Here is a 24,639-nt window from a genome sequence, read left to right as displayed (position 1 = left end):
GAGTCACGCCACATGAGCGTCGGATCGAATGGACAGATGCTTGCCGCCACGCTGCCCTCGGTGGAGGCAGAACTCAACTACCTGAAGGCGGGCCAGGGCCGGCCCGTGAGCTACACCTTCGAGCCACCACCCGGCACGCCGTGGGTAACCGGCGAACTGGAGCCGCGCCGCGTGACGATCCGCGATGGCCGCCCGCTGGTGGCGCTGAACGAACTGACGCTCGACCGCAGCGGCTTCACGCAGATTTCGCATCGCAGCGTGCTCGCCGATTTTTCGCAGGACGCCACGATCCGCGACATCTACTACCGTGAAGCCGAAGCCCTGCTGCGCGACGTCACGGGCGCCGAGAAGATCGTGGTGTTCGACCACACGCTGCGCGACAGCGCGCAGGGCTCGCGCCGCACGGCCGAGCTGCGCGAGCCGGTGCGCCGCGTGCACAACGACCAGACTTTCGTCTCCGCGCCGCGCCGGGTGCACGCCCACCTGCCGCCCGAAGAAGCCGAGGAACGCTTGAAGCACCGCTTCGCGATCATCAACCTGTGGCGTCCGCTGGCCACCGTGGAGCGCCTGCCGCTCGCACTGTGCGATGCGCGTTCCATCTCGCCCAAGGACCTCGTGCCCAGCGACCTGGTCTACCCCGACAAGGTGGGCGAGACCTATTCGTTCACCTGGAACCCGGAGCACCGCTGGTACTGGTTCCCGCGGATGCGGCCCGACGAGGCCCTGCTGCTGAAGATCTACGACTCGCGCGAAGGCGGTGTGGCGCGCTACACCGCGCATACCGCGTTCGAAGACCCGACAGGTTCGCGCGAGGCGCCGCCACGGCGCAGCATCGAACTGCGCGCGCTGGTGTTCTGGCCCGCCGGCAAATAAGTTGAAACTGTTCTTCCGAACAAAGTTCTACAACCTCTCGCCCGCGCGATTCTTTGCCCTGAATTAGCACCAGCCGGGCGCTGACCCCACGCCTGCACCGATCACCGCCCTTGGCGACAATCGGTTCAATGCGTTCTTCCCCTTTCTTCAAGATGGCCCTGCTGCTGGGCCTGCTTTCGGCCATCGGGCCTTTCGCCATCGACATGTACCTGCCGGCGCTGCCGGCCATCGGACAGAGCCTGCACGCCGACATTGGTGCGGTGCAGATGAGCCTCACGGCGTTCTTCCTGTCGCTCGGTGCGGGTCAGCTGCTCTATGGGCCGATCGCCGACATGGTGGGCCGCAAGCCGCCGCTGTATGCGGGACTGCTGCTGTTCGCGCTCGCCAGCGTGGGCTGCGCGATGGCGACCGACATCCAGACGCTGATCGTGCTGCGCTTCGTCCAGGGCATGGGCGCAGCGGCCGGCATGGCGATTCCGCGCGCCGTGGTGCGCGACCTGCACACCGGCACCGATGCCGCGCGGCTGATGTCGCTGCTGATGCTGGTGTTCAGCGTGTCGCCGATCCTTGCGCCGCTTGCGGGCAGTGCGGTAATCGCGGTTGCCGGATGGCGCGGCGTGTTCTGGGCCGTGACCATCGCGGCCGTGGCGGGCCTGGCGATGATGGTCAGGCTGCTCGATGAAACGCGTCCGGCCTCGGAGCGCGTCGAAAGCAGCCTCGGCAGCGCGCTGTCGGCCTACTGGCTGCTGCTGCGCGACAAGCATTACCTCGGGCTGGTGTTCATCGGCAGCTTCGCAATGGCGGGCTTTTTCACCTACCTGGCGAATTCGTCGTTCGTGATGATCGACCACTATGGCCTGTCGCCCGCGCTCTACAGCGTGGCCTTCGGCGTGAACGCGGCCGCCTTCATCGCGGCCTCGCAGTTCACCGGCTCGCTGGGCGAACGTTACGGGCTGGTCAACCTCGTCAAGTTCGGCGTGGTGTGCTGCGGCGTGGCAATGGTCGCGATGTTCGTCTACTTCGCGATGGGTGGCGACAACATCTGGGTGCTCATCGTCCTGTACTTCATCGCGTCAGGCTTCATGGGCCTGGTGATTCCGACCACCGGCGTGCTGGCGCTCGAAATGCACGGCGCCATCGCGGGTACGGCCTCGGCGCTGCTGGGCACGCTGCAGATGCTGACGGGCGCATTGGCGATGGCGGTGGTGGGTCTCTTCACCGACGGCCGGCCGCTGCCAATGGTGGCCGGCATGGCCGGCGGCGCCCTCATTGCGCTGGTGCTGACCTGGCTCACGCTGGGCGGCGTGCGTTCCGGGCCCACTGAAAAGACAGGAAGGGCGCAGCAAGCCTGATGAATACGGTACACGCTGGCGCCGGGCTCCCGGTGACCGAAGACAACAACACAGTCCACAAGCCCATTGACGGGCTGGCCCAGCCGGAGCGCGGCTGGGCGATGCTGGTCATCATCCTCGGGCTGATCGTGGCGGTGCTCGACGGCACCATCGTCAACCTGGCGCTGCCGGGCATCGCCCGTGAGCTGCAGGCCAGCCCGTCGCAGGCGATCTGGGTGGTCAATGCGTACCAGATCGCCACGCTGGTGATGCTGCTGCCGCTGGCTTCGCTGGGCGATCTCGTGGGCTACCGGCGCGTGTACCTGGTCGGGATGGCGGTGTTCACGCTGTCGTCGCTGGCCGCCACCTTTGCGAATTCGCTCGGCACGCTGATCGCGGCGCGCGCCTTCCAGGGGCTGGGCGCGGCCGGCATCATGAGCGTGAACGCGGCGCTGGTGCGGCTGACGTATCCGTCGGCTCAGCTGGGCAAGGGCATGGCCATCAACTCGCTGGTGGTCGCGACTTCTTCGGTGGCCGGGCCTTCGGTGGCGGCGGCCATTTTGTCGGTGGCTTCGTGGCCCTGGCTCTTCGCCATCAACGTGCCGCTGGGCCTTGTCACCTTCGCGCTGGGCATGAAGGCGTTGCCGTTCAATCGCGTGGCACCGGCGGCCGGACTGCGCTTCTCGCCGATCGACGTGGCGCTCAACGTGCTGATGTTCTCGCTGGTGTTCCTTGGCGTCGACCGGCTCGGCGTGCGCGAAGGAGCGGTGCAGGGCGCCACTGGTTCACACGCTTCGGCGTGGGGCATCCTGCTGGCGGGCTTGGTCGTCGGCTTTATCTACCTGCAGCGCCAGCGCAAGCAGGCGGTGCCGTTGTTCCCCATCGACCTGCTGCGCATTCCGGTGTTCGCACTGTCGATGGGTACTTCGGTCGCCGCGTTCTGCGCGCAGATGCTGGCCTATATCGCGCTGCCTTTCCTGCTGCTGGACGTATACGGCCGCAGCCACATCGAGGCCGGGTTGCTGATCACGGCGTGGCCGCTGGCCATCGTGGTGATGGCGCCCATCGCAGGAAAGCTGATCGGCCGCTACCCCGACGGGCTGCTGGGCGGCATCGGGCTGGGCCTGCTGGCTACGGGCCTGGCGCTGCTGGCGGCGCTGCCGGCAAATCCGGGCAATGCCGACATCGCGTGGCGCATGGCGCTGTGCGGGCTGGGCTTCGGGCTGTTCCAGTCGCCCAATAACCACACCATCGTGACTTCGCCGCCGGCGCACCGCAGCGGTGCGGCCAGCGGCATGCTCGGCACGGCGCGGCTGACCGGCCAGACGCTGGGCGCAGTGGTGCTGGCCGGCGTCTTCAGTGTCTGGAGCCCGCACGGAGGCCACGGCCCCGTGGTGGCGCTGGTGCTGGCGGCCAGCTGTGCCGCGGTGGCAGCGGTTTTCAGCACGCTGCGGCTCAAGACGACAAGTCCTGGCGGCTGAATGAGTTAGGGTACTCACCTATGAAGGAAGTACCTGACACCGTGGTCTGCCCGGGTTGCGATGCGGTCTACAGCCGTGCGCCCCTGCATCCCCGCGACGTGGCGCACTGCCCGCGTTGCGGCACAGAGCTCGGCCGGCACCCCGGCCAGCAGGAGCGCCGCATCCTTCCGCTGACGGTGGCCTGCCTGATCATGTTCGCCATTGCGAACCTGTTTCCCATCGTCGAGATCGAGCTCCAGGGCCTGCGCAGCCAGACCACGCTGGCTGGCGCGGTGATAGCGCTCAGCGCCGAGGGCATGTCGGTGGTGGCGCTGCTGGTGCTGGCCACGACCATTCTTTTTCCCTTTCTGCAGCTGTGCATCCTCGCGTACCTGCTGATTCCGCTGAGCCGCGAGCACCGGCCCGTGGGCTTCGCGCTGCTGGTGCGGGCCATGCAGTCGCTGCGGCCATGGGGAATGATCGAAGTGTTCCTGCTCGGGGTGCTGGTGGCCATCGTCAAGCTGTCCAGCATGGCAAGCGTGGTGCCGGGGTCGGCGCTGTGGGCCTTCATGGCGCTGACGGTCATGCTGACGGCTGTGCTGTCGTTCAACCCGGGCGCGTTCTGGGAAATGACCTTCCGCCCGAAGGACGAACCCAAGACTGAAGAAGACGGGGCGTCGGCATGAAGCTGCCTGCCTTCCTCGAGCGGCACGAGCATCACGACGAAGACGCGCCGGTCCCCACCGCCGCCTCGCTCGGCCTCATGGCCTGCCCGCATTGCGCCGCCGTCTGGAAAGACGCCGAGGAAGGCGACGCCTGCGGCCGCTGTGGCACGCACCTGCACACCCGCAAGCGGCAGAGCCTGAACCGCACATGGGCCTTCCTCATAGCGGCCTGCATGATGTATATACCGGCCAACCTGCTGCCGGTGATGATCACGCGCACGCTGTTCGGCGCGCAGTACGACACCATCCTGAGCGGGGTGATCTATTTCTGGGTGTCGGGCGCCTACGGGCTGGCGGCCATCGTCTTCATTGCGAGCTTTCTGGTGCCGCTGTTCAAGCTGGCGGTGCTTTTCTTGCTCGTGGTGCTGGCGCAGCGCGGCAGCACCTGGCGCCGGCGGGAGCGGGCCAAGCTGTATCACATCATCGAAGTGATCGGCCGCTGGTCGATGCTCGACGTGTTCGTGGTGTCGCTGCTGACCGGGCTGGTGCAGATCCAGGGCTTCGCGGTCATCACCGCGGGCGTGGGCATCGCGGCCTTCGGGTCGGTGGTGGTGCTGACCATGCTGGCTTCGCTGAGCTTCGACCCGAAGCTCACGTGGGACAGCAGGGAGGCGCAGGCCACCCTGCAGGAGAACGAAGTTGCGCAGGGACATGAAAACAGGGACGAGAAACCAGCATGAGTGAAGAAGACCAACCCCAGGACAAACCGGCGCCGTCCGCACAGCCCCCGCTGCCGAAGCCGCGCGTGGTGCGCCGGCGCGAATGGCTGCCCTCGCTGATCTGGCTGATTCCCATCGTGGCAGCGCTGGTCGGCATTACGCTCGTGGCCCGCATCCTGCTGGAGCGCGGCCCCGAAGTGGTGCTGACCTTCAAGACCGCCGAAGGCCTGGAGGCAGGCAAGACCGCCGTCAAGTACAAGGACGTGCAGATCGGCCTCGTCACCCATCTTCGGCTGGCGCGCGACCGCTCGCACGTGCGCGTGCTGGTGCAGTTCAACAAGGAGGCCGAGAGCTTCACCGCCTCGGACTCGCGCTTCTGGGTGGTTCGGCCACGGCTCGACACATCGGGCATCTCGGGCCTCAACACCTTGCTGTCGGGCGCCTACATCGGCGCCGACGCGGGCGTGTCGAAGGACACCGCGGGCGAGTTCACCGGGCTCGAAACCCCGCCCATCGTCACGCGCGACGACTCCGGCAAGCAGTTCCTGCTGCGCGCCAACGACGTGGGCTCGCTCGACGTTGGCTCGCCGGTGTACTTCCGGCGCGTCAAGGTCGGGCAGGTGGCCGCCTACGAACTCGACGGCGACGGGCGCGGCGTGACCATGCGCGTCTTCGTCAATTCGCCCTACGACAAGTTCGTGGGCATGAACACGCGCTTCTGGCAGGCCAGCGGCATCGACGCGCAGTTGAGCGCCAGCGGCTTCACGCTGCGCACGCAGTCGCTGGCAACCATCCTGCTCGGCGGCATCGCCTTCCAGGCGCCCGACGATGCGATGGGCCCGGTCGCCAAGGAGAACGCTGCCTTCACGCTGGCACAGGACGAAGCTGCCGCCATGAAGGAGCCCGACGGGCCTTCGCAAACCTTGCTGATGTACTTCAACCAGTCGCTGCGCGGCCTCACACCGGGCGCGCCGGTGGACTTCCGCGGCGTGGTGATCGGCGAGGTCAAGTCGATCGGCGTCGAGTTCGATCGCGCCGAGCGCGAGTTCCGCATGCCGGTGCTGGTGCAGGTCTACCCCGATCGCCTGCGCCGCCGAGCCGGCGAAAGCGGCGTGGAATCGCGCGCCACTCAGCAGGAGCGGCTGCGCTTCCTGGCCGAGAAGGGCCTGCGCGCCCAGTTGCGCAACGGCAACCTGCTGACCGGCCAAGTGTATGTGGCGCTCGACTTCTTCCCGAAGGCGCCGCCGGCAAAGATTGACCTGAACAAGAGCCCGATCGAGCTGCCCACCGTGGCCAACAGCCTCGACGAGATCCAGTCGCAGGTGCAGGAAATCGCGACCAAGCTCAACAAGGTGCCGTACGAGCAGATTGCGGGCGACCTGCGCACCACGCTCGCCACGCTCAACAAGACGCTGACGGCCACCGAGCAGACGGTGACCCGCATCAACAGCGACGTCACCCCCGAGCTGGCCGCGGCCATGAAGGACGTGCGCAAGACCGTGAACAGTGCCGAGCGAACGCTGGCCGACGATTCGCCGCTGCAGCAGGACATGCGCCAGACGCTGCAGGAGCTGACGCGCGCCGCGGGCTCGGTGCGCGTGCTGACCGACTACCTCGAACGCCACCCCGAGTCGCTGCTGCGCGGCAAACCGGACGACAAGAAATGAAGAAGAACCACCACTTCGCATTCGTGGCGGCGGCAGCGCTGGCCGTGCTTGCAGCAGGCTGCGCGAGCAAGCCCGACAACTACTACACGCTGGCGAGCCCGGTGGCCGCCGCCGAAGCAGCACCTTCGACGCTCGGCAGTGCCGCGCCGCTGTACATCGAGCTCGCGCCCGTGGCCGTGCCCGAGCGCTTCGCGCGGCCGCAGATGGTGGTGCGCCAGCCCAACGGCAGCGTGCAGGTCGAGGTGCTGGAGCAGCACCGCTGGGCCGCGTCATTCGAGAACGAGTTGCGCGATGCGCTGGCCAGCGGCATCGCCGGGCGGCTGGGTGCGCTCGACGTGACCAAGGGCGGCCGGCAGAGCTCGCAGCCGGTGTGGCGCATCGCGGTGCAGCTGCAGCAGTTCGACGCGGTCGACGGCGGGCGTGTCGATGCGAGCTTCAACTGGACGCTGCGGCGCTCGGACGAGGCGCGCACGGTGGTGTGCCAGCTGAACCTCGGCGAGGCCGTGGGCAGCGGGATGGACGCGGTGGCGCAAGGGGCGCAGCGCGTGACCTCGGCGGCCGCCGCGGCGATGGCGCGCAGCGTGAGTGCGGCGCGTGCGAATCCCGCCGCGACCGCCTGCACGACGACCTGATCAATCTTCCCCCGGTGGGGAAGGAGCAAGACGGAATCCCATAAGAAGGAGACCCCCATGGCACAGATCGGCAAGGCGCCCAGCGACCACACGCTGATCCTGCATGGCGCCCGTGCGGAAGAGGGGGCCTGTCCCGAGGCCTCCAAGCCATGGGTGCTGGCCGCCGCCGTCGTGGGTTCGAGCATGGCCTTCATCGACGGCACGGTGGTCAACGTGGCACTGCCGGCCATCCAGGCCGACCTGCTCGCCACGGCCTTCCAGGCGCAATGGGTGGTCGAGTCCTACGCCTTGCTGCTGGCGGCGCTGTTGCTCGTGGGCGGCGCGCTGGGCGATCACTATGGCCGGCGGCGCATCTTCGCGATCGGCGTCGGCATCTTCGCCTTGTCGTCGGTGGCCTGCGGGCTTGCGGCCAACGTGCAGCAGCTCATTGCCGCGCGCGCGGTGCAGGGCATCGGCGGTGCGCTGCTGGTGCCGGGCAGCCTCGCGCTCATTAGCGCGGCCTTTCCCGAGAAAGAGCGTGGCAAGGCCATCGGCACGTGGTCGGGCTTCAGCGGCATCACCGCGGCCGTGGGGCCGGTGCTGGGCGGCTTCCTGGTCGATCACTTCTCGTGGACCTGGGCTTTTCTCATCAACGTGCCGATGGCACTGCTGGTGCTGTGGATCGTCTGGCGCCACGTGCCCGAGAGCCGAGGCGCATCGGCCAGCGGCGGGCTCGACGTGTGGGGCGCTCTGCTGGCGACGGCCGGTCTCGGCGGCATCGTCTATGCCTTCATCGAAGCGCCGACGCAGGGCTGGGGTTCGCCGGCCGTGATCGCGGCGCTGGTCATCGGCGTGCTGGGCAGCGCGGGCTTCATCGCAGTCGAGCGCAAGGTGCGAACGCCGATGCTGCCGCTGGGGCTGCTGCGCATCGGCAACTTCAGCGGAGCCAATCTGCTGACGCTGCTGCTCTATGCGGCACTGGGCGGCGGGCTGTATTTCTTTCCGCTCAACCTGATCCAGGTGCAGGGCTACTCGGCCACCGTGGCAGGCGCGGCGCTGCTGCCGTTCATCTTCATCATGTTCGCGCTTTCCGGCTGGGCCGGGCAACTGGTCGACCGCTTCGGGCCGCGCATGCCGCTCGTCATCGGGCCCTCGATTGCGGCGGTGGGCTTTGCGTTGTTCGCGCTACCGGGCGTGGGGGCGAGTTACTGGAGCGGCTTTCTGCCGGCCGTGGTGGTGCTGGGCTTCGGCATGACGGTGACGGTGGCGCCGCTGACGACCACGGTCATGAATGCGGTCGGACCCGACCTGGCGGGCGTGGCCTCTGGCGTGAACAACGCCGTGTCGCGCGCGGCGGCGGTGTTGGCGATTGCCGTGTTCGGCGCGATCATGGCCTGGGCCTTCGACGCGGCGCTGGCGAACAACCTGCGCGAGATGGGCGCCTCGGCGCAGGTGTCGGCTTTTCTGGAAGGCGAGCGCAGCAAGCTGGCCGGCGCGGCGCTGCCGCCGGGCGTGGATGCAGCCACGGCGGCAGCCGTCAAGCGGGCCGTGGCCGAATCTTTCGTCGCGGGCTTTCGCTGGGTGATGCTGCTGAGCGCCGGGCTGGCCGTACTGAGTGCGGTGAGCGCGTGGCTGATGATCCGGGGCACTCCTGCCGCAGGAGGTTCGGACCGCAAGAGCTAAGGAGACAAGTCGATGCAGGCAGAAGAGCGACAGCAGGTGCAGCACGTCGATGTCCTGATCGTCGGCGCCGGCCTCTCGGGCATCGGCGCCGGCTACCACCTGCAGGCGAACTGCCCGGGTCGAAGCTACGCCATCCTCGAAGGGCGTGATCGCAGCGGCGGCACGTGGGACCTGTTCCGCTATCCGGGCGTGCGTTCGGATTCCGACATGTACACGCTGGGCTATTCGTTCCGGCCGTGGACGCAGGCGAAGTCCATTGCCGATGGGCCCACGATCCTGAACTACCTGCGCGAGACGGCGGCGCAGCATGGCATCGGCCGAAAGGTCCGCTTCAACCATCGCGTGGTGCGCGCCTCCTGGTCGACGGCCGATGCGTGCTGGAGTGTCGACGTCGAGCATGGCCCCGAGCGCCTTCCGCTGCGCATGCGCTGCAGCTTCTTGTTCCTGTGCAGCGGCTACTACAGGTACGAGGCGGGCTACACGCCCGAATTCGCGGGCATCGGCGACTACACGGGCCGCGTCGTCCATCCGCAGCATTGGCCCGAAGACCTCGACTGCAGCGGCAAGCGGGTGGTCGTGATCGGCAGCGGCGCAACCGCGATGACGCTGGTGCCGGCCTTGGCAAAGACGGCTGCGCATGTCGTGCTGCTGCAGCGCTCGCCTACCTATGTTGTAGCGCGACCGGCACAGGACCCCATCGCGCACGGGCTGCGGCGCTTTCTGCCGGACAGGCTGGCCTATGGCCTCACGCGCTGGAAGAACGTGCTGCTGGCCATGTACTTCTTCAGCCTCGCGCGGCGCAAGCCGGAGCGCGCGAAGCGGATGATCCTCGGCGGCGTGCGGCAGGCTCTCGGCACGGACTACGACATCGCCACGCACTTCACGCCGCGCTACAACCCGTGGGACCAGCGCATCTGCCTCGTGCCCGACGGCGACCTGTTCGCGGCCCTCAACGCAGGGCGTGCCTCGATGGTCACGGACCAGATCGACACCTTCACGCCGCGCGGCATCCGGCTGAAGTCGGGCGCTGAACTGGAGGCCGACGTTGTCGTCACAGCCACCGGCCTCGAACTGCAGGTGCTCGGCGGCGTGCAGCTCGACGTGGACGGCCATCGCGTGGACCCGGCCGCGACCTTCAACTACAAGGGAATGATGTTCAGCGACGTGCCCAACCTGGCCTCGTCGTTCGGCTACACGAACGCATCGTGGACGCTCAAGAGCGACCTGACCTGCGCGTATGTCTGCCGGCTGCTCAATCACATGGAGAAGCACGGCTGCACCCAATGCACGCCGCGCAACGCTGACCCCACGCTGGCACCCGAGCCCTGGCTCGATTTCTCGTCGGGCTACGTGCAGCGCGCGGTGGGCAGGTTCCCGAAGCAGGGTTCGCGCGCGCCGTGGCGGGTGTATCAGAACTACGCGCGCGACCTCGTCAGCCTGCGCTTTGGGGCGGTGGACGATGGGGTGATGGAGTTCTCGAACCCTCGCCGCGCCTAGAAGATTGCGTGCGCAAGCAATCCTCTTTCCAGGGGATGCGGCGAAAAAACCTGCTTTCTAGAATGAAACACACCAAGGAGAGGGAACCGTCATGAAGCAACGAACCGGATGGGTCATGGTCCTGGCGTGCGGCATCGGAGTCTTTGCATCGGGCGCGGCAGCAACGCAGGCGGAGTATGCGATTCGCTGGGATCCATCTCAGGGCGGCCCCAAGACCGCGGCAGAGGCACTCGCTCGGTTGGCGCCGGGCGACACCGACATCGAAACAGACCTCTTCAGGGTGCGCTACGCCAGCGAGGTGAAGGCGCCCACGGACGTTGTCGGCGCAAGGGCCATCCTTCGCGAGCGGGAGCGCACGAGCAAGGCGCGCCACGAGCTGACCTACAAGCTGCGCAGCAACTCGCCGCTGCCTTCGGTGCCCAGCTTTGCAGGCGCCCAGTGCCCAGCGGGTCCGCTGGTCGGGCCAAAGGACGAGACGAAAGACGAAATCGACGTGTCGTTCACCGGCGCGGCAGATCCGGCGCGCGCGTTTTCGCGCAGTTGCACCGTGCAATCGACGAGCGCGCCGCCGCCGGTTCCCTATGCACTGCAAGCCCGCTTCGCGGCTTGCGAAAGCACAACGACACGACTCGGGCTCAAGCGGCGGGGGAATCTCAGGGTCGAGGAATGGCGCCTGCCGGGAGGGCGCATCGCCATCGAGGCCTCGCGCACGGGCCCCGACACGCCGAAGGCGCTGAAAGCGTTCCGCCGAGAGGTGGTCGAGCCCTTGACCACTGGGAGCAATGCCATCCGGCCGCTGTCGCGCAGCAAGACGGACCTGGGCAGCGATTGCGGCGCCTGATGAGCATGCCGCGCGAGTCTGGTGCGAACCTGGCTAGGGCGCGTGCGAAGGGGAGAGCAGGCTGTCGAGCTCCGTCCACAGCGGATCGCATTGCCCCGCCCTGAACGCGGCGGCCCTGAAGGTCGGGTGTTCGCCGTGGTACGTGTCCCAGAGCGTGCGATGGCCGTCCGCCACGCATGCCCGCACATTGGCCAGCCTGTCGGCTGCCTTCACCACCAGCGCCAGTTCTTCGTCGCCCGTTACCTTCGCCAGTGCCGCATAGGTCTTGGCCTTGCGCTCCTTGCGGTTGGCGCCGGGCGCGTCGGTCAGCAGCGCGACGCAGGCGGCCACCAGTTCGCCGAAGCGTGAGCGCACGTCGGCCACCGTGGCCTCGGTGTCCTCGACCACGTCGTGCAGGTAGCCGATGACGCGCGCCTTGTCGCCGTAAGGCCTGAGCAGGGCGACCACGGCGTCCAGGTGGTGGACGTACGGATGCGGGCCGTACTTCTGGTCGCCATGCATTTCGACGGCATAGGCGCGGGCGGCGTCGGGTGTCGATGAAGTGATGGTGGTCATGCGGCGTCCTGTGGTTTTTCCATTCTGCCTTTGCGGCGGTCTTTACCTCGTTTACGGAGGAAAACACCTATCGGGAGAGCGTTGCCGGCATTCTTGTGTATCGATACAGTAAATCGTTCCACCAAAAACGGGCGCACGACCCGACAACCCTCCAGGAGACAAGAAAATGACCTCGCTTTCACGCCGCCGGTTCGTCCAGTCATCGTCCGCCTTGTCGCTTGCCGCGGCGACGGCGGGTTTCTCGCAGCACGCCTTCGCACAGGAAAAAACCGTGGCGCTGCGGCTGTCGTCGTCCCACGTGGCTGACCTCAATTCGTCGCACTTCGCGTGGGTGCAGCTGATGCAGGCCAACCTGAAGAAGGCGGTGGGCGAGCAGATCCGCATCGACTACTTTCCGAACAACCAGCTGGGCAAGGAAAGCGACGTGGTGCAGCAGGTGAAGGTGGGCTCCATCGACATGATGCTCACGGGCTCTTCGATATGGGCCACGGTAACGCCGCAGCTGGGCATGCTCGACCTAGGCTACCTGTTCGACAGCTACGAGCACGTGGCGCGCGCCGTGGAGGCGGGCGTGGGGCCGAAGCTCAACGACATGCTGGTCAAGAGCACGGGCTGCCAGATCATCACCTGGGGTGCGCACTACGGCGCGCGCAACGTCTACACCAAGCAGCCGGTGAAGGGGCTGGCCGACATCAAGAACGTGAAGCTGCGGGTGCTGCCCACGCCGGCCTTCATCGAGACCTTCAAGATCATGGGCGCGATCCCCACGCCCATTTCCTTCGGCGAGCTCTACATGGCGGCGCAGACCGGCGTGGTCGACGGCTTCGAGCACGACGCGGGCACGGTGCTGGCCAACAAGCTCAACGAGGTGGTCAAGCATTGCTGGATGACCGAGCACCTGTTCAGCCCGATGGTCTGCGTGGCCGGCAAGCGCGCGATGGACCGCGTACCCGCCACGCTGCGCCCGGCCTTCCTGAAGGCCGCGGCCGACTCCACGCTGCAGCAGCGCCAGATCGGCAACGAGCGCACGCAGCAGGTGATGGAAGAGCTGAAGAAGCTCGGCATCACCTTCACGCCCATGGCAAAGAACGAGCGCGACCAGGTCCGCAAGGAAATGGAAACGAAGCTCTGGGCCGGCTTCGCCAAGCAGTACCCGGAGACCGGGCCGCTGTTTGCCGCCATCAACGGCGCCCGGGCCTGAAGCGCCATGTCGAGCATGTCGCTTCCGTTGCAACCCGCGCTTGGCTTCGATGCCAGCCACGCTGCGGGCCGCTGGCTGGCCTGGCTGATGCGCATGACCGAGTACGTGGCCGGCGCGGTGCTGGCCATCGACGTGGTGGTCGTCTTCGTCTCGGTCATCTTCCGGTACTTCCTGCACGACCCCTTCGACTGGGCGGAGGAGGTGGCGCGCGCGCTGATGGTGATCCAGGTGTTCTTTGGCGCGGCCACAGTGCTGGCGCGCAGCCAGCACGTGGGCGTGGACCTGTTTCGCGGCATGCTGCCGGCGCGCTGGCAGCCGGCACTGATCCAGTTCGGCAGCTGGATCATCGTGGGCGTGTCGGCGAGCCTCTTCGCCTCGTCGTGCGAGCTGCTGCTCGATTCGTACAACATGACGACCTCCATCGGCCTGCCGCAGTGGATCTACGTGTACCCGGTGGCCATCGGCAGCCTTTTCATGACGCTGTTCGGGCTTGCCAATGCGGTGAACGGGCCTTCGCGCATGGTGTGGTCCACGCTGGGCGTGGGGCTGGCGCTGACGGCGGCGGTGGTGGGCTGGAACATGCTGATGAGCGAGCACGCCATTCCGCCCTGGGCGCTGCTCGTGGCGGGCTTTCTCGGCGGCATGGCGCTGGGCATGCCGATTGCCTTCGTGCTCGCGCTGTCGTCGCTGGTGTTCTTCATGGCCGATCCGTCGCTGCCCATGCTGGTGTATTCGCAGCAGGTGATGGCGGGCACCGACCACTATGTGCTGCTGGCCATTCCGTTCTTCGTGTTGGCGGGCCTGCTGATGGAGGCCAACGGCATGTCGTCGCGGCTCATCGAGCTGCTGCTGCGCATGTTCGGGAGGCTGCGCGGCGGGCTGGGGCTCATCACCATCACGGCCACTGCGTTCTTCTCGGGCGTATCGGGCTCCAAGCTGGCCGACATCGCGGCGGTGGGCGGCATCATCATGCCGGCCGTGCGCAGGACGAAGCAGGACCCGAACGAAACCGCCGGCCTGCTGGCGTGCACAGCGGTGATGGCCGAGACCATTCCGCCGTGCATCAACATGATCATCATGGGCTTCGTGGCCAACATCTCGATTGCCGGGCTGTTCATGGCGGGGCTGATTCCGGCCGTGGTGCTGGCGGTGTCGCTGGCGGCGGTGACCATCTACGTGGGCACGAAGATCAACCCCGACGAGGCCTTCGACGTGCGCACGCCCATGTTCCGCCTGCTGGGCGGCGCGCTGGTGGCGCTGGTCATGGTGGCGATGATCGGCAAGGGCGTGACCTCGGGCATCGCGACCTCGACCGAGGTGTCTTCGTTCGCGGTGGTCTATGCGCTGGTGGTGGGGTGGCTGGCTTTTCGCGAGCTCACGGTGAAGTCGGTGGCGCGGCTGTTCGTGCGCTCGGCGTCGATGGCGGGCGGCATCCTGTTCATCGTGGCGGCGGCGTCGAGCTTGTCGTTCGCGCTCACGATCCAGCAGATTCCGCAGTACCTGTCGGAATTCATGATCGGCTTTGCGCACTCGTACGGCAGCACGATGTTCGTGATGCTGTCGGTGCTCATCATGATCGTGTTCGGCGCCATCCTCGAGGGCGCGCCGGCACTCATCATCTTCGGGCCGCTGCTCACGCCCATTGCCTCGCAGCTGGGCGTGAACCCGCTGCACTTCGGCACGGTGATGGTCATTGCCATGGGCTTCGGGCTGTTCGCGCCGCCGGTCGGGCTGGGCCTGTTCGCCACCTGCGCGATCACCGGCACGCAGGTGAAGGACGTGGCGCGGCCGATGATGAAATACCTGGCCGTCTTGTTCGTTACCCTCGTGGTGCTGGTGTTGGTGCCGGCCTTCTCCACGTGGCTGCCGCTGCGCATGGGGATGTGAGCGGACCGCAACAAGACGAAGACCAGAGACAACAGGAAGGATGCCGTGAGCAGAATCAGCGATGTCGCCCAGCGGGCGGGGGTGTCGACCAGCACCGTGTCGAACGTGTTGAACGGGCGCAGCGACCGCATGGCCAAGGAGACGCTGGCGCGCGTCGAAACCGCCATCCGCGAGCTCAAGTACCGGCCCAACACCTCGGCGCGGCAGCTCAAGACGGGGTACACGCCGCTGATCGGCCTGCTGGTGCCGTCGATGGCGAACCCGATGTACGGTTTCATCGCCCGCGAGGTGGAAACGCTGGCGCAGGAGCGCTACGGCTTTCGCATCATGATCGGCAACACCTACCGCGACGTCGCCAAGGAAGCGCATTTCTTCGAGGACCTGATGGCGCATGGCGTGCGCGGCGTGATCATCATCTCGTCGCTGGTCGACGAGCAGCACGTGGAGGCTGCCGCCGAGCGTGGGCTGGTGGTGGTGAGCTACGACCGGCGCGCCACGCCCGCCGCATCGGGTGGGGCCTCGGTGATCGACCACGTGACGGTCGACAGCTTCGAGTCGTCGCGCATCGCCACGCAGCACCTGATCGACCAGGGGCACCGCCGGCTGGCCTTCGTCACCCCGTCGGGCCGCACCATGAGCCGCAGCGAGAAGATCAACGGCTTCCTGGCTGCCGCGAAGAGCGCGGGCCTCGAGGGCAGCGCGCAGGTCATCGAAGGCATGCCGGTCGACGAATACGGCGATTCGATGATGAGCGAACTCGGCCGCATGCAGGCCGGCCTCATCGCGAAGTCGAAGAATCGCCCGACCGGCGTGATCGGCGTGAACGATCTGCTGGCCTTCGGCCTGATGGCGGGCTTTCGCGATGCGGGCCTGGAGGTGCCGCAGGACGTGTCCGTCATCGGCATCGACAACGTGTTTCTCTCGACGCTGATGCACCCCGCGATGACCTCGGTGCGCGTGCCGGTGCCCGAGATGGCACAGGTGATGGTCGAGCGGGTGATGAGCCGGCTGTCGGATCCGTCGATCTCGACGCAGGAGTTCGTTTTTGCGCCCACGCTGGTGGCGCGCGAATCGGTAGCGCCGCCGCGCGGCTAGTCTTTTTCTTCCCCTGAGCAGAAGTCTTTTTTCATGACCACGGTTTTCGTCAGCCACCCGCAAAGCAAGCTCGCCCACTACTTCGGCGACCGCGCCACGGCCGCCTTGCGAGCCATCGCGCAGGTGCGCTTCAACCCTACGGACACCGATCTCTCGTCGCGCGAACTGGCCGAACTGGCACGGGACTGCGACGCCATCATTTCCTACCGCCAGACGGTGGGCGACGAGGCGCTGTTCGCCGCGTTGCCGCAGCTCACGGCCTTCGTGCGCTGCGCCATCGACATCCGCAACATCGACGTGGCGTCCGCCAGCCGGCATGGCGTGCTGGTGACGCAGGCGAGCGCGGGGTTCATTCCCTCGGTGTCGGAGTGGATCGTGGGCGTGATGATCGACCTGGGTCGGCACATCAGCGCCTCGGCCGAGGGCTACCACGCGGGCCGGCCCGTGGTGCCGGCGATGGGGCGCGAGTTGCGCGGGAGCACGCTGGGCGTTATCGGCTATGGGCAGATCAGCCGCTACCTGTGCGACGTGGCGCTGGCGCTCGGCATGCGCATCGTTGTGCACGATCCGTACACCGCGACAGGCCGGCTCGAGTTCGCGCAGGTGGAGCTCGACGCGTTGCTGGCCCAGTCGGACTTCGTTGTCTGCCTCGCGGCGGCCACCGAGGCGACCGAAGACATGATGAATGCCACCACCTTCGCCGCGATGCGGCCGCATGCCTACTTCATCAATGCCTCGCGCGGCAATCTGGTGGATGAAGACGCACTGCTCGCCGCGCTCGATGCCGGCACGATCGCAGGGTGCGCTGTGGACGTGGGCCGCGCGCCTGACCAGATGCCGTCGCCGCGCGTGGCAGCGCATCCGCGCGTGATCGCCACGCCGCACATCGGCGGACTCACGCCGGCGGCTGTCGAGCACCAGGCAATGGAGACCGTGTCGCAGCTGGCCGAAATTTTCCAGGGCAGGGCACCGAAGGGCGCGGTGAACGCGGCCGAGGCCTACCGCTGGCAGCAGGCCTTTGGTGCGCGCGCCTGAACGTCCGACTCACACATCCCGCAAAGAGAGCTCCATGGAACCGACCCGGAATGCGCGCTATGCAGGCGCCTGCGATTGCCACGTCCATATCTACGAAGACCGCTTCCCGTTGATTCCGAACGTCGCATGGGTGCCGCCGCATTCGCCGGTGTCGGCTTACCGCGAGCAGGTGCAGCAGCCGCTGGGCATCGACCGCGCCGTGGTCGTGCAGCCCACGGGCTATGGCTTCGACAACAGCTGCACGCTCGATGCGCTGGCCCAGTTCGGCAATGCAGCGCGCGGCATCGCGCTGGTAGCGCCCGACGTGGCCGATGCCGAGATCGCGCGCCTGCACGCGGGCGGCATGCGCGGCGTGCGCTACATGATGATCGGCGGCGTGCTGAGCTGGGCATCGCTCGAACCAATGGCCGCGCGGCTGGCCAATGCCGACTGGATGGTCAACCTGCAGCTCGACGGCCGCACGATGCCCGAGCACGAGGCGGTGCTCAAGCGCCTGCCGTGCCGGCTGGTGCTGGACCACAACGGCAAGTTCCTGGAGCCGGTGGCGCCTGACCACCCGTCATTCCAGTCGCTGCTGCGCGTGCTCGATTCGGGGCGCGTGTGGATCAAGCTTTCGGCGCCCTACGAAACCTCGAAGACCGGCGCACCCGGCTATGACGACGTGAGCCTGCTGGCCCGCACGCTGGCCGAAAAGTTTCCCGAGCGCTGCCTCTGGGCCAGCAACTGGCCGCACCCGGGGCGCAACCCCAGGCCCGAAAGCGCGCCGCTGTACGACCTGCTGTTTTCCTGGGCGACCAGCGATGACACGCGGCGGCGCATCCTCGTGGACAACCCGGCGGCGCTCTACGGCTTCTAGGCGCCGCGCCTCACCAGCAGGCGTTGCGGCCCCTGGCCCTCGGCGCCCAGCCGGTCCAGCGGATTGCGCAGCTTGCACCGGTCGATCGACAGGCAGCCGCAGCCGATGCAGTCGTCGAGCGTGTCGCGCAGCTTCTGCAGCTGCGCCATGCGCTCGTCCAGCTCGGTGCGCCACGAGGCCGACAGGCGGGCCCAGTCTTCGCGGCTGGGCGCTGCGGATGCGGGGAGGGTAGCCAGCGCCGTGCCGATGTCGGCAAGCGAAATGCCTACCCTTTGCGCTACCCGCACGAAGGCCACGCGCCGCAGCACCGTGCGCGGATAGCGTCGCTGGTTGCCTGCAGTGCGGGTGCTGTCGATCAGGCCCTGTGCCTCGTAGAAATGCAGGGTGGACACCGTGACGCCGCTGCGGCGCGCGACTTCGCCGACGGTGAGCGCGGGTGAGATGCCGGCCTTTTGCAGTGCGTCGTTCATGTGGAGAAAAACCTCTTGACCTCAACTTTGCTTGAGGTTTGAGAATAACTTTCAGCGCGCAGGTCCTGTGCGCATTTTTCTCATCAAGGAACCCGCTTCATGTCGAACGATGCCATCCCCCTCCAATCCGGTCCTGTCTTCCGCATCGACAAGTTTGTCGTGCCCGCCGAAGCTCGCCCCGGGTTCATCGCCCAGATGCACCGCATCCAGCAGACGTTGCGCACCTGGCCGGGCTGCCAGCGCACCTACGTGCTGGACCAGACCGGCGGCAGCGGCGAATTCAACGTGGTGACGCTGGTCGAGTGGGCGAGCGAGCAGGCCGTGGCCTCGGCCGCCGAGTTCGTGAAGAAGAAGTTCGCCGAGGAAGGCTTCGATCCGGTTGCGTTCACGAAGAATGCGGGCGTGCGCAGCGACCAGGGCTTCTACCGCATCGCCTGATGGCCGGGAAGGACGAGCCTGTCAACTTCTCACTGACAGGCGTTGCACGGGTTGACAAGAGCCTCCTGTCGCTTTGATACTGAACCTCAAGGTTCATCATTCAAGCAAAGGAGATCCCATGCAGAAGATCGTTCCCTGCCTCTGGTTCGACGGCAACGGCGAAGACGCGCTGAAGTTCTACACCTCCATCTTTCCGAACTCGCGCGTGACCGACAAGCTGCTCTGGGGCGACGTCAACCCAGCCAAGAAGGGCTCGCTGCTCACCGCGACCTTCGAGCTCGAAGGGCAGGAGTTCATGGTGCTCAACGGCGGGCCTCAGTACAAGTTCAACCCGGCCATCTCGATGTTCGTGAAGTGCGAGACGCAGGCCGAGGTCGACAACTACTGGGACAAGCTGCTCGAAGGCGGCGGCGAGCCGGTGCAATGCGGCTGGCTCACCGACCGCTACGGCGTGTCGTGGCAAATTGCGCCCACGGCCATGATCCGCATGTTCCAGGACAAGGACCCGGCCAAGGCCGCCCGCGCGATGGAGGCGATGATGAAGATGGTCAAGCTCGATCTCGCCGCGGCGCAGAAAGCCTTCGACGGGGAGTGATCTGCCGTCGCCCCGGCCAAGGTGTAGCGGCTACACCAGCCGGTGGATTGCCTTCTTGCGCCACACCAGCTGGTAGTACGCGGTCTGCAGCAGCAGCATCGCGCCGAAGGTCACGGGGTAGGCGATCCAGATCCCGTCGAGCCCGATGCGGTGGCTCATGACCCAGGCGACCGGCACTTCCACGCCGAGGATGCAGACGATGGAAATCAGCGTGGGCACCAGCACCGAGCCGCTGGCGCGCATGATCCCCGACAGCGCAGCGGCCATGCCGAAGATCACCAGGCTCCACAGCATGATGTGCAGCAGCGTCTGGGCAATTTCGATCACCGGCGCGCTGGTGATGAAAAAGCCCATCAGCGGCCGCGAGAACAGGTAGCCCAGCAGCACGAGCCCGCCGGTCAGCACCAGGTTCATCAGCAGCGCCGTCTTCGCGATCGCGCCGAGCCGGTTGGCGCGGCCCGCACCGATGGCCTGCGCGCCGAGGATCGATGCGGTGATGGCAATGGAGATTGCCGGGAACTGCACGTACGCCACCACCTGGTTCACCGCGCCGTAGGCGGCCGTGGCATTCGAGCCGTAGCCGTTGACCATAGAAAGCAGCACCACCTCGGCCAGCGCCACGACGATCATCTGCACGCCCGTGGGCACGCCGATGCGCAGTACGGCCTTCAGCAATTGCGGCTGTATGCGCAAGTTGCGCATGAACGCCGCGTCAGGCGCAAGCGGGCTCTTTTTCTGGCGCAGCCGGAAGCCGAGCCAGGTGGTCGCCACGATGAAGGACAGCACCGACGCCCACGCACCGCTCGCCACGCCGAGCTGCGGAAGGCCGCCCCAGCCGCGAATGAGCGCGGGGGTAACCACCAGCCCGATGAGCGTCGAGATCACCAGCGTGAGAAGCGGCGTGACGGTGTCGCCTACGCCGCGCAGCATCGCGGTGGCCAGCAGGAACACGAAGACGCCAGGCATCGCGATCAGCATGATGCGGGCGTAGCGCGTGGAGTCGGCCAGCACGTCGGGCGGCGTGCCCAGCGCGGCCAGCATCGGCGTGGTGAACGCGCCGCCGAACACCGCGATCACCAGGCCCATCAGCACGCCGACGGTGAGCGTGGTGCCGGCCACGGCCTTGGCCTTGGCAACGTCGCGCGCGCCCCAGGCTTGGCCGATCAACACCGAAGCGCCGGCGCCCAGGCCGATGATGAAGGCGATGAAGAAGAACATCACCGGAAAGAAGCTCGACACGGCGGCCAGCGCGCCCACGCCGAGCATCTGCCCCACGTACACGTTGTTGAGCGTGCCCGAGAGCGATTGGAGGATGTTGCTGAGCAACATCGGCGCGAGGAAGAAGAGAAAGACCTTCCACAGCGGACGCGGCGCATTGACTGGCGCCACGGGCACGCCTTGCAGGCCGCTAGCGTCGGCGCCGCTGCCGGCGCCGGTTGTCTCGGGTGTTGTTCTCATTGGGGAGGCCAGCCTGCGGCCGACAGTTTCTGCAAATGGGCGCGCACGTCGGCGGGCCAGGGCTCGATCAGGTTGCCGAAGCGTTGCTCCTCGCCGGCGAACAGTGCGCGGGTGGCTTCCTCGAAGCCGGGCAGGTTGCCCGCGATGGCGGTCATGAAGCGGTAGGTGGCTTCGTGCGCGGCGCGCACGGTGTCGCGCTCGGCGTTCACGCGGCGGGCGTCGTCGACCAGCTTGCGCAGCGCGACCGAGGCGCCGCCGGGCTGGCGTCCGAGCCAGTCCCAGTGGCGCGGCAGCAGCGTGACTTCGCGTGCGACCACGCCGAGCTTGGGCCGGCCAACGCCGCGCGGGGCGTCGTCGCGGTGCTCGGCTTCGTGATCGCGCAACTCGGGCAGCAACTCGCGCAGGTCAAGGTCGAGTTGCGTGCCGGTCTGGTCGTCGAAAACAAGGTACGGCCCGGGGTCGTCGCGGCGGCGCAACTGGTCGAGCACTTCGGCCTTGCTGCCCTGTGCGATGCGCTGAAAGCCGAAGAACACGGTCAGGGTGGTGGGTGGGGTGTCAGATGACATTCGGGTGTTTTGTTCCTGGGGGTGCCAAGCGAAACGAGGTGCGTAATCTACTCGCTGAAGCGCTCCGGCGTGCGGCATCTCGCCGCCGTACGTTGCGTGGGCGCTCATGGCGTGTTGTAGCCGTTCGGGCCGAAGCATTGAAGCTCTTCCTGCCAGAGCGGCAGGAGCCTGTCGAGTTCGGCCTTGCGATCGAAATCGGGGTCTTCGCGTTCCTTGATCCGGTCGATCACTTCGAAGATGAAATTGCCGGCGCCGTGCGCGTTCCAGTCTTGCTGGAGCGCCTTGTTGCGGTGAGCGCGCATGTTCAGCTCGAAGCGCGCGCGGTTCATCGCGCCTTCGACATCGAGGCTGCCGGCCACGTAGACGCGGCCGCTCAGCTTGTTTCGGATGACGAAGACGCCGGCCGGGCGCGGGGTTTCCTTGTAATGGCGGGTGAGGGCGCGCCGGGTTTCTTCAGAGAGGTTCATGCATCAAATATTACCCGGGTTAAATTGAAATGACAATATACCCGGGTAAAAATGAACCAACTCAACCTTCCCTGAACCGCCGCCAGCCCCGCGAAATGCGCCGGTTCAGCGCCCGCACCAGGCGCCACGGGCGGCTGTGGCGAACGATGGTGAGCACATGGTCCTTCCAGGCCTTCCACCTGGGATACCAGCGGGCGAACCACGGAATGCGCATCAGCGGCCCTTCGACCAGCTGGAAGATCCGCGCGACGACGGCCGTGCCCGCCAGCTTGGCCAGCACGAGCACGGTGAGGCCCGTGGCTGCATGGCCGCGGCTGAAGAGAAAGAGAGCCAGCACCTTCACCGGAAGCAGCAGCAATACGGGCACGAAGAAGGCCAGCACCGCACCCCAGGGCGGCAGCCGGCGCAGCCGGTCTTCAAGCGCGGCCCAGAAGGGAAGGCGGGACAGCCGTGCCGCCAGCGCAGCCAGTGGCTCCCAGCCCCACTCCTCGAAGAGCAGCAGGGGAACGATGAGCGCGGTGCCAACGGCGCTGAACAGGGCACGCAAGACGCGCAGGACGCGCGCAAGGAATGTCATCCGCGAAGGGTAAGGCAGCGCGAGCCCGCGGCCGCCCGGCCGCGCGGGCCTGCGCTGCTTATTTCTTCTCCGGCACGAAGAAGAGGTATTCGCCGCGTCCCATTTCGGGAGTGATTTCGTAGCCGGAGCACAGGTCGCTCGCGCACTGCAGGATGATCACGCGCGGCCAGATCGTCGCGGCTGTCGGAAAGCCCGGCAGGTATTGCGGCACGTGCCACACGCCCAGGGTGCCGACCGGCTCGGCGTTCTCGGTGCCCCGTGCATTCTGCAAGCCGCTGCCCATGTTCATCCGCTCGATGCGCAGCACCGGCGGCGAGGGTGCGGCCGCTGCAGCCGCGACTGTCGCCGTGCAGCAGGCCGCCAGCCAGAGGATTACGGTCCTGGTCATGTCAGGCTCCACGCGGTCATTGCCGGACTGCCATCGATGCGGACGCAACGTCGCCGGCCGGCCGTGCCGCGCGAATGGCGGCCACTTCGCCCGGATCCATTGCCGTCACCGTAGCGCTGGCAACGGGCATCGACACCGCCGCCGGAGGCTCGTCCTGGGCCGTGGCCACAGGCTGCGCGGGGGGCGTGACTTCGGCGATGGGCGCTGGCGGCGCCGCCGCCGGTACCACTGCGACGGGCGCCACTGGCGCAGCCGCAGCCACCGGGCGCGCCGGTGCCGGGAGCGCACCGCTTGCCGACGCCTGCGGACCGTAGGCGGTTACGCGCTCGTCCGCAGTCATCGACTGCGGGCATTTCGTGCCCGTCATCTCCAGCGCCGCCAGGGCTGCGGGGTCCATGCAGTCCATGGCGAGCGAAGCGGCCTTCATGCCCTTGTTCCAGAGTTCGCGGCTCATCTTCAGGCGCTTGCAGTGCTCGTCCGTCCAGGTGGTGCCGAAGCTGAGTCCGACGCCCGGTCCGTTCGCGCTTGCGCTCGTGCTGCCCATGCAGGTGTCGTTGCTCGTCGTCAGGTTCGGGCCGTTGACCGACGGCACGTTCTTGATCGTGTAGCTGCCCCGGTAGTCGACGGTGCTCGTCGTGGCGCCCGTGTTGTTGACGTTCTGGTTCAGCGTCGCCCGGGTGTCTGCAGGGGTGTTGGTGTTGAAGTTCACGGCCTGGGTGTTGCCCTGGGCCGAGGTGGTGGCTGAGCTCGATGACTGGTTGTTGGCACCGCCCGCCGTGGTCTGCGCCATGGCGCCCGCGGACAAGCCCAGCAAGGTCAGGACAATAAGTTTTTTCATGTTCTCAACTCCTTTGGAAGCCGGGGAGGGGCTAGCCCCTCCCCATTTCTGAGTGCAACAACCGGTGCGAGAACGGCTCAGGGAGCCGATGCAGTTGCGCCGGAGCCAGCCAGGCCGCCGGTACCGCCACCATTGCTGAAGCCGGCGGCATTGCCGAAGCTGAGGTTGGTCACGCCGAAGGAGCCGCCGGTCGAGCCCGCCGTCGCCGAGGTGGTCGTGCCGTTGACGAAGCCGTTGACGGCGCCCGACGAGGCATTGAAGCTCGACGTCGTGCCGGAGGTGCGCGTTACCACGGCCAGACCACCGCCAGGACCCGCGGCCGTTGCGGCCGTGTTGTTGGTCGTGGAGCCAGCGGCTCCGCCTGCGCTGCCGCTCACGGAGTTCGGGCCACCCGCGCTGTAGTTGGCGTTGGCGGTCGCGCCTGCATTGGCCGAAGCGTTGGCGCCGCCGGTAGCCAGGCCGTTGCCGGTCGTTGCGGCCACGCTGGTCACGCGGCCCTGTGTGGTCGCCGTGCCGCCTGCCGTTGCGCCACCGATGCGCAGACCCGGAAAGCTGACTGCGCCGCCTGCAGCGTTGGCGCTGGCCGACGAGCTGGAATTGGCCGCGTTGTAGCTCAGTGCACTGCCCGTGCCCGAGCTGGCTGCAACGGATCCGGCGGAACTGGAAGAGCCGGTCGTCGTACTGGTGGCGGCGAGGGCCGTGGTGCTGGTTGCCGAGGCAACGCTTCCAACCAGAACCACTGCGATCGCGATGAGTGTCTTCTTCATGATGCTTCCTCGAAAGTTGTTGAAACGAACCCGATTGCCGGATCGATCCGGCCATCAGCTAGCGGTCAGTGGCACTGCTTGAAATGCTTCCGTCACGAC

Annotated in this window: 26 protein-coding genes; 17 read left to right on the top strand and 9 right to left on the bottom strand. The window is 67.0% G+C overall.

Features of this window, described 5'->3' with window-relative positions; all coding sequences use genetic code 11:
- The first annotated feature begins 12 nt into the window (after positions 1–12).
- The 10 genes from BLV60_RS19075 (at position 13) to BLV60_RS19030 (ending at position 11,347) form a co-directional block, all read left to right on the top strand.
- Entirely contained in the window at positions 13–873 is an 861-nt protein-coding gene (locus BLV60_RS19075; RefSeq protein ID WP_093056844.1) for a CmcJ/NvfI family oxidoreductase, read from the top strand.
- A 128-nt stretch (positions 874–1,001) separates the two neighbouring features.
- The gene (locus tag BLV60_RS19070) at positions 1,002–2,225 is read left to right on the top strand and encodes a multidrug effflux MFS transporter (RefSeq protein WP_176928834.1); all 1,224 of its coding nucleotides are present in this window, start codon (positions 1,002–1,004) and stop codon (positions 2,223–2,225) included.
- Positions 2,225–3,685 carry an MFS transporter gene (locus BLV60_RS19065; RefSeq protein WP_176928833.1) on the top strand — a complete coding sequence of 487 codons (1,461 nt, stop codon included), beginning with the start codon at positions 2,225–2,227 and terminating at the stop codon, positions 3,683–3,685. Before BLV60_RS19070 ends, BLV60_RS19065 begins: the two co-directional genes overlap by 1 nt.
- Positions 3,686–3,705: 20 nt before the next feature.
- The gene (locus tag BLV60_RS19060; protein ID WP_093056842.1) at positions 3,706–4,350 is read left to right on the top strand and encodes a paraquat-inducible protein A; all 645 of its coding nucleotides are present in this window, start codon (positions 3,706–3,708) and stop codon (positions 4,348–4,350) included.
- On the top strand, positions 4,347–5,069 hold the full coding sequence (locus BLV60_RS19055) for a paraquat-inducible protein A (RefSeq protein WP_093056841.1): 723 nt from the start codon (positions 4,347–4,349) through the stop codon (positions 5,067–5,069). Before BLV60_RS19060 ends, BLV60_RS19055 begins: the two co-directional genes overlap by 4 nt.
- Positions 5,066–6,715 carry a PqiB family protein gene (locus tag BLV60_RS19050; RefSeq protein WP_093056840.1) on the top strand — a complete coding sequence of 550 codons (1,650 nt, stop codon included), beginning with the start codon at positions 5,066–5,068 and terminating at the stop codon, positions 6,713–6,715. Before BLV60_RS19055 ends, BLV60_RS19050 begins: the two co-directional genes overlap by 4 nt.
- The gene (locus BLV60_RS19045) at positions 6,712–7,347 is read left to right on the top strand and encodes a PqiC family protein (RefSeq protein ID WP_093056839.1); all 636 of its coding nucleotides are present in this window, start codon (positions 6,712–6,714) and stop codon (positions 7,345–7,347) included. Before BLV60_RS19050 ends, BLV60_RS19045 begins: the two co-directional genes overlap by 4 nt.
- Positions 7,348–7,404: 57 nt before the next feature.
- Positions 7,405–9,009 (top strand): MFS transporter, encoded by a 1,605-nt coding sequence (locus BLV60_RS19040; RefSeq protein ID WP_093056838.1) that lies wholly within the window; start codon positions 7,405–7,407, stop codon positions 9,007–9,009.
- A 12-nt stretch (positions 9,010–9,021) separates the two neighbouring features.
- Positions 9,022–10,506 carry a flavin-containing monooxygenase gene (locus BLV60_RS19035; protein WP_093056837.1) on the top strand — a complete coding sequence of 495 codons (1,485 nt, stop codon included), beginning with the start codon at positions 9,022–9,024 and terminating at the stop codon, positions 10,504–10,506.
- Positions 10,507–10,597: 91 nt separating this feature from the next.
- Entirely contained in the window at positions 10,598–11,347 is a 750-nt protein-coding gene (locus BLV60_RS19030) for a hypothetical protein (protein ID WP_093056836.1), read from the top strand.
- Positions 11,348–11,380: 33 nt separating this feature from the next.
- Here the strand turns inward: BLV60_RS19030 and BLV60_RS19025 are convergent, their stop codons facing one another.
- Entirely contained in the window at positions 11,381–11,902 is a 522-nt protein-coding gene (locus BLV60_RS19025) for an HD domain-containing protein (RefSeq protein ID WP_093056835.1), read from the bottom strand.
- 166 nt (positions 11,903–12,068) lie between these two features.
- On the opposite strand from BLV60_RS19025, the gene BLV60_RS19020 reads away from it, so the two are divergent.
- From BLV60_RS19020 to BLV60_RS19000, 5 genes are read left to right on the top strand one after another with little or no spacing between them, the layout of a single operon-like run.
- Complete coding sequence (locus tag BLV60_RS19020) at positions 12,069–13,103, top strand: TRAP transporter substrate-binding protein (protein ID WP_093056834.1); 1,035 nt, start codon at positions 12,069–12,071, stop codon at positions 13,101–13,103.
- A 15-nt stretch (positions 13,104–13,118) separates the two neighbouring features.
- The gene (locus tag BLV60_RS19015) at positions 13,119–14,990 is read left to right on the top strand and encodes a TRAP transporter large permease (RefSeq protein WP_371127385.1); all 1,872 of its coding nucleotides are present in this window, start codon (positions 13,119–13,121) and stop codon (positions 14,988–14,990) included.
- A gap of 45 nt (positions 14,991–15,035) precedes the next feature.
- Positions 15,036–16,085 carry a LacI family DNA-binding transcriptional regulator gene (locus BLV60_RS19010; RefSeq protein WP_093056832.1) on the top strand — a complete coding sequence of 350 codons (1,050 nt, stop codon included), beginning with the start codon at positions 15,036–15,038 and terminating at the stop codon, positions 16,083–16,085.
- A 33-nt stretch (positions 16,086–16,118) separates the two neighbouring features.
- Positions 16,119–17,120: an NAD(P)-dependent oxidoreductase gene (locus tag BLV60_RS19005; RefSeq protein ID WP_093056831.1), complete on the top strand. Its 1,002-nt coding sequence runs from the start codon at positions 16,119–16,121 to the stop codon at positions 17,118–17,120.
- A 34-nt stretch (positions 17,121–17,154) separates the two neighbouring features.
- Positions 17,155–17,976 carry an amidohydrolase family protein gene (locus BLV60_RS19000; protein WP_093056830.1) on the top strand — a complete coding sequence of 274 codons (822 nt, stop codon included), beginning with the start codon at positions 17,155–17,157 and terminating at the stop codon, positions 17,974–17,976.
- On the opposite strand, the gene soxR is transcribed toward BLV60_RS19000, so the two are convergent.
- On the bottom strand, positions 17,973–18,446 hold the full coding sequence (soxR, locus tag BLV60_RS18995) for a redox-sensitive transcriptional activator SoxR (RefSeq protein WP_093056829.1): 474 nt from the start codon (positions 18,444–18,446) through the stop codon (positions 17,973–17,975). The two genes, BLV60_RS19000 and soxR, sit on opposite strands and share 4 nt — an antisense overlap.
- A 99-nt stretch (positions 18,447–18,545) precedes the next feature.
- Between soxR and BLV60_RS18990 the strand changes: the two genes are divergently transcribed.
- Both BLV60_RS18990 and BLV60_RS18985 read left to right on the top strand, forming a co-directional pair.
- Entirely contained in the window at positions 18,546–18,884 is a 339-nt protein-coding gene (locus BLV60_RS18990; RefSeq protein WP_093056828.1) for an antibiotic biosynthesis monooxygenase, read from the top strand.
- Positions 18,885–19,002: 118 nt separating this feature from the next.
- Complete coding sequence (locus BLV60_RS18985) at positions 19,003–19,479, top strand: VOC family protein (protein WP_093056827.1); 477 nt, start codon at positions 19,003–19,005, stop codon at positions 19,477–19,479.
- Between the two features lie 30 nt (positions 19,480–19,509).
- On the opposite strand, the gene BLV60_RS18980 is transcribed toward BLV60_RS18985, so the two are convergent.
- From BLV60_RS18980 to BLV60_RS18950, 7 genes are all read right to left on the bottom strand, one after another.
- The gene (locus BLV60_RS18980; RefSeq protein ID WP_093056826.1) at positions 19,510–20,937 is read right to left on the bottom strand and encodes an MATE family efflux transporter; all 1,428 of its coding nucleotides are present in this window, start codon (positions 20,935–20,937) and stop codon (positions 19,510–19,512) included.
- Positions 20,934–21,503 (bottom strand): DUF2239 family protein, encoded by a 570-nt coding sequence (locus BLV60_RS18975; protein ID WP_093056825.1) that lies wholly within the window; start codon positions 21,501–21,503, stop codon positions 20,934–20,936. Before BLV60_RS18975 ends, BLV60_RS18980 begins: the two co-directional genes overlap by 4 nt.
- A gap of 104 nt (positions 21,504–21,607) precedes the next feature.
- Positions 21,608–21,970 carry a GIY-YIG nuclease family protein gene (locus BLV60_RS18970; protein ID WP_093056824.1) on the bottom strand — a complete coding sequence of 121 codons (363 nt, stop codon included), beginning with the start codon at positions 21,968–21,970 and terminating at the stop codon, positions 21,608–21,610.
- Positions 21,971–22,031: 61 nt separating this feature from the next.
- Positions 22,032–22,547 (bottom strand): hypothetical protein, encoded by a 516-nt coding sequence (locus tag BLV60_RS18965; RefSeq protein ID WP_093056823.1) that lies wholly within the window; start codon positions 22,545–22,547, stop codon positions 22,032–22,034.
- Between the two features lie 58 nt (positions 22,548–22,605).
- Positions 22,606–22,935, bottom strand: a complete 330-nt coding sequence (locus BLV60_RS18960; protein WP_093056822.1) for a hypothetical protein — start codon at positions 22,933–22,935, stop codon at positions 22,606–22,608.
- A gap of 16 nt (positions 22,936–22,951) precedes the next feature.
- Positions 22,952–23,773, bottom strand: coding sequence for a hypothetical protein (locus BLV60_RS18955; RefSeq protein WP_093056821.1), 822 nt, complete (start codon positions 23,771–23,773; stop codon positions 22,952–22,954).
- 77 nt (positions 23,774–23,850) lie between these two features.
- On the bottom strand, positions 23,851–24,540 hold the full coding sequence (locus BLV60_RS18950; protein WP_093056820.1) for a hypothetical protein: 690 nt from the start codon (positions 24,538–24,540) through the stop codon (positions 23,851–23,853).
- Positions 24,541–24,639 lie beyond the last annotated feature (99 nt).

Source organism: Variovorax sp. YR634 (assembly GCF_900106655.1).
Lineage (GTDB): Bacteria > Pseudomonadota > Gammaproteobacteria > Burkholderiales > Burkholderiaceae_C > Variovorax.
This window is presented reverse-complemented; position numbering and strand designations above follow the sequence as displayed.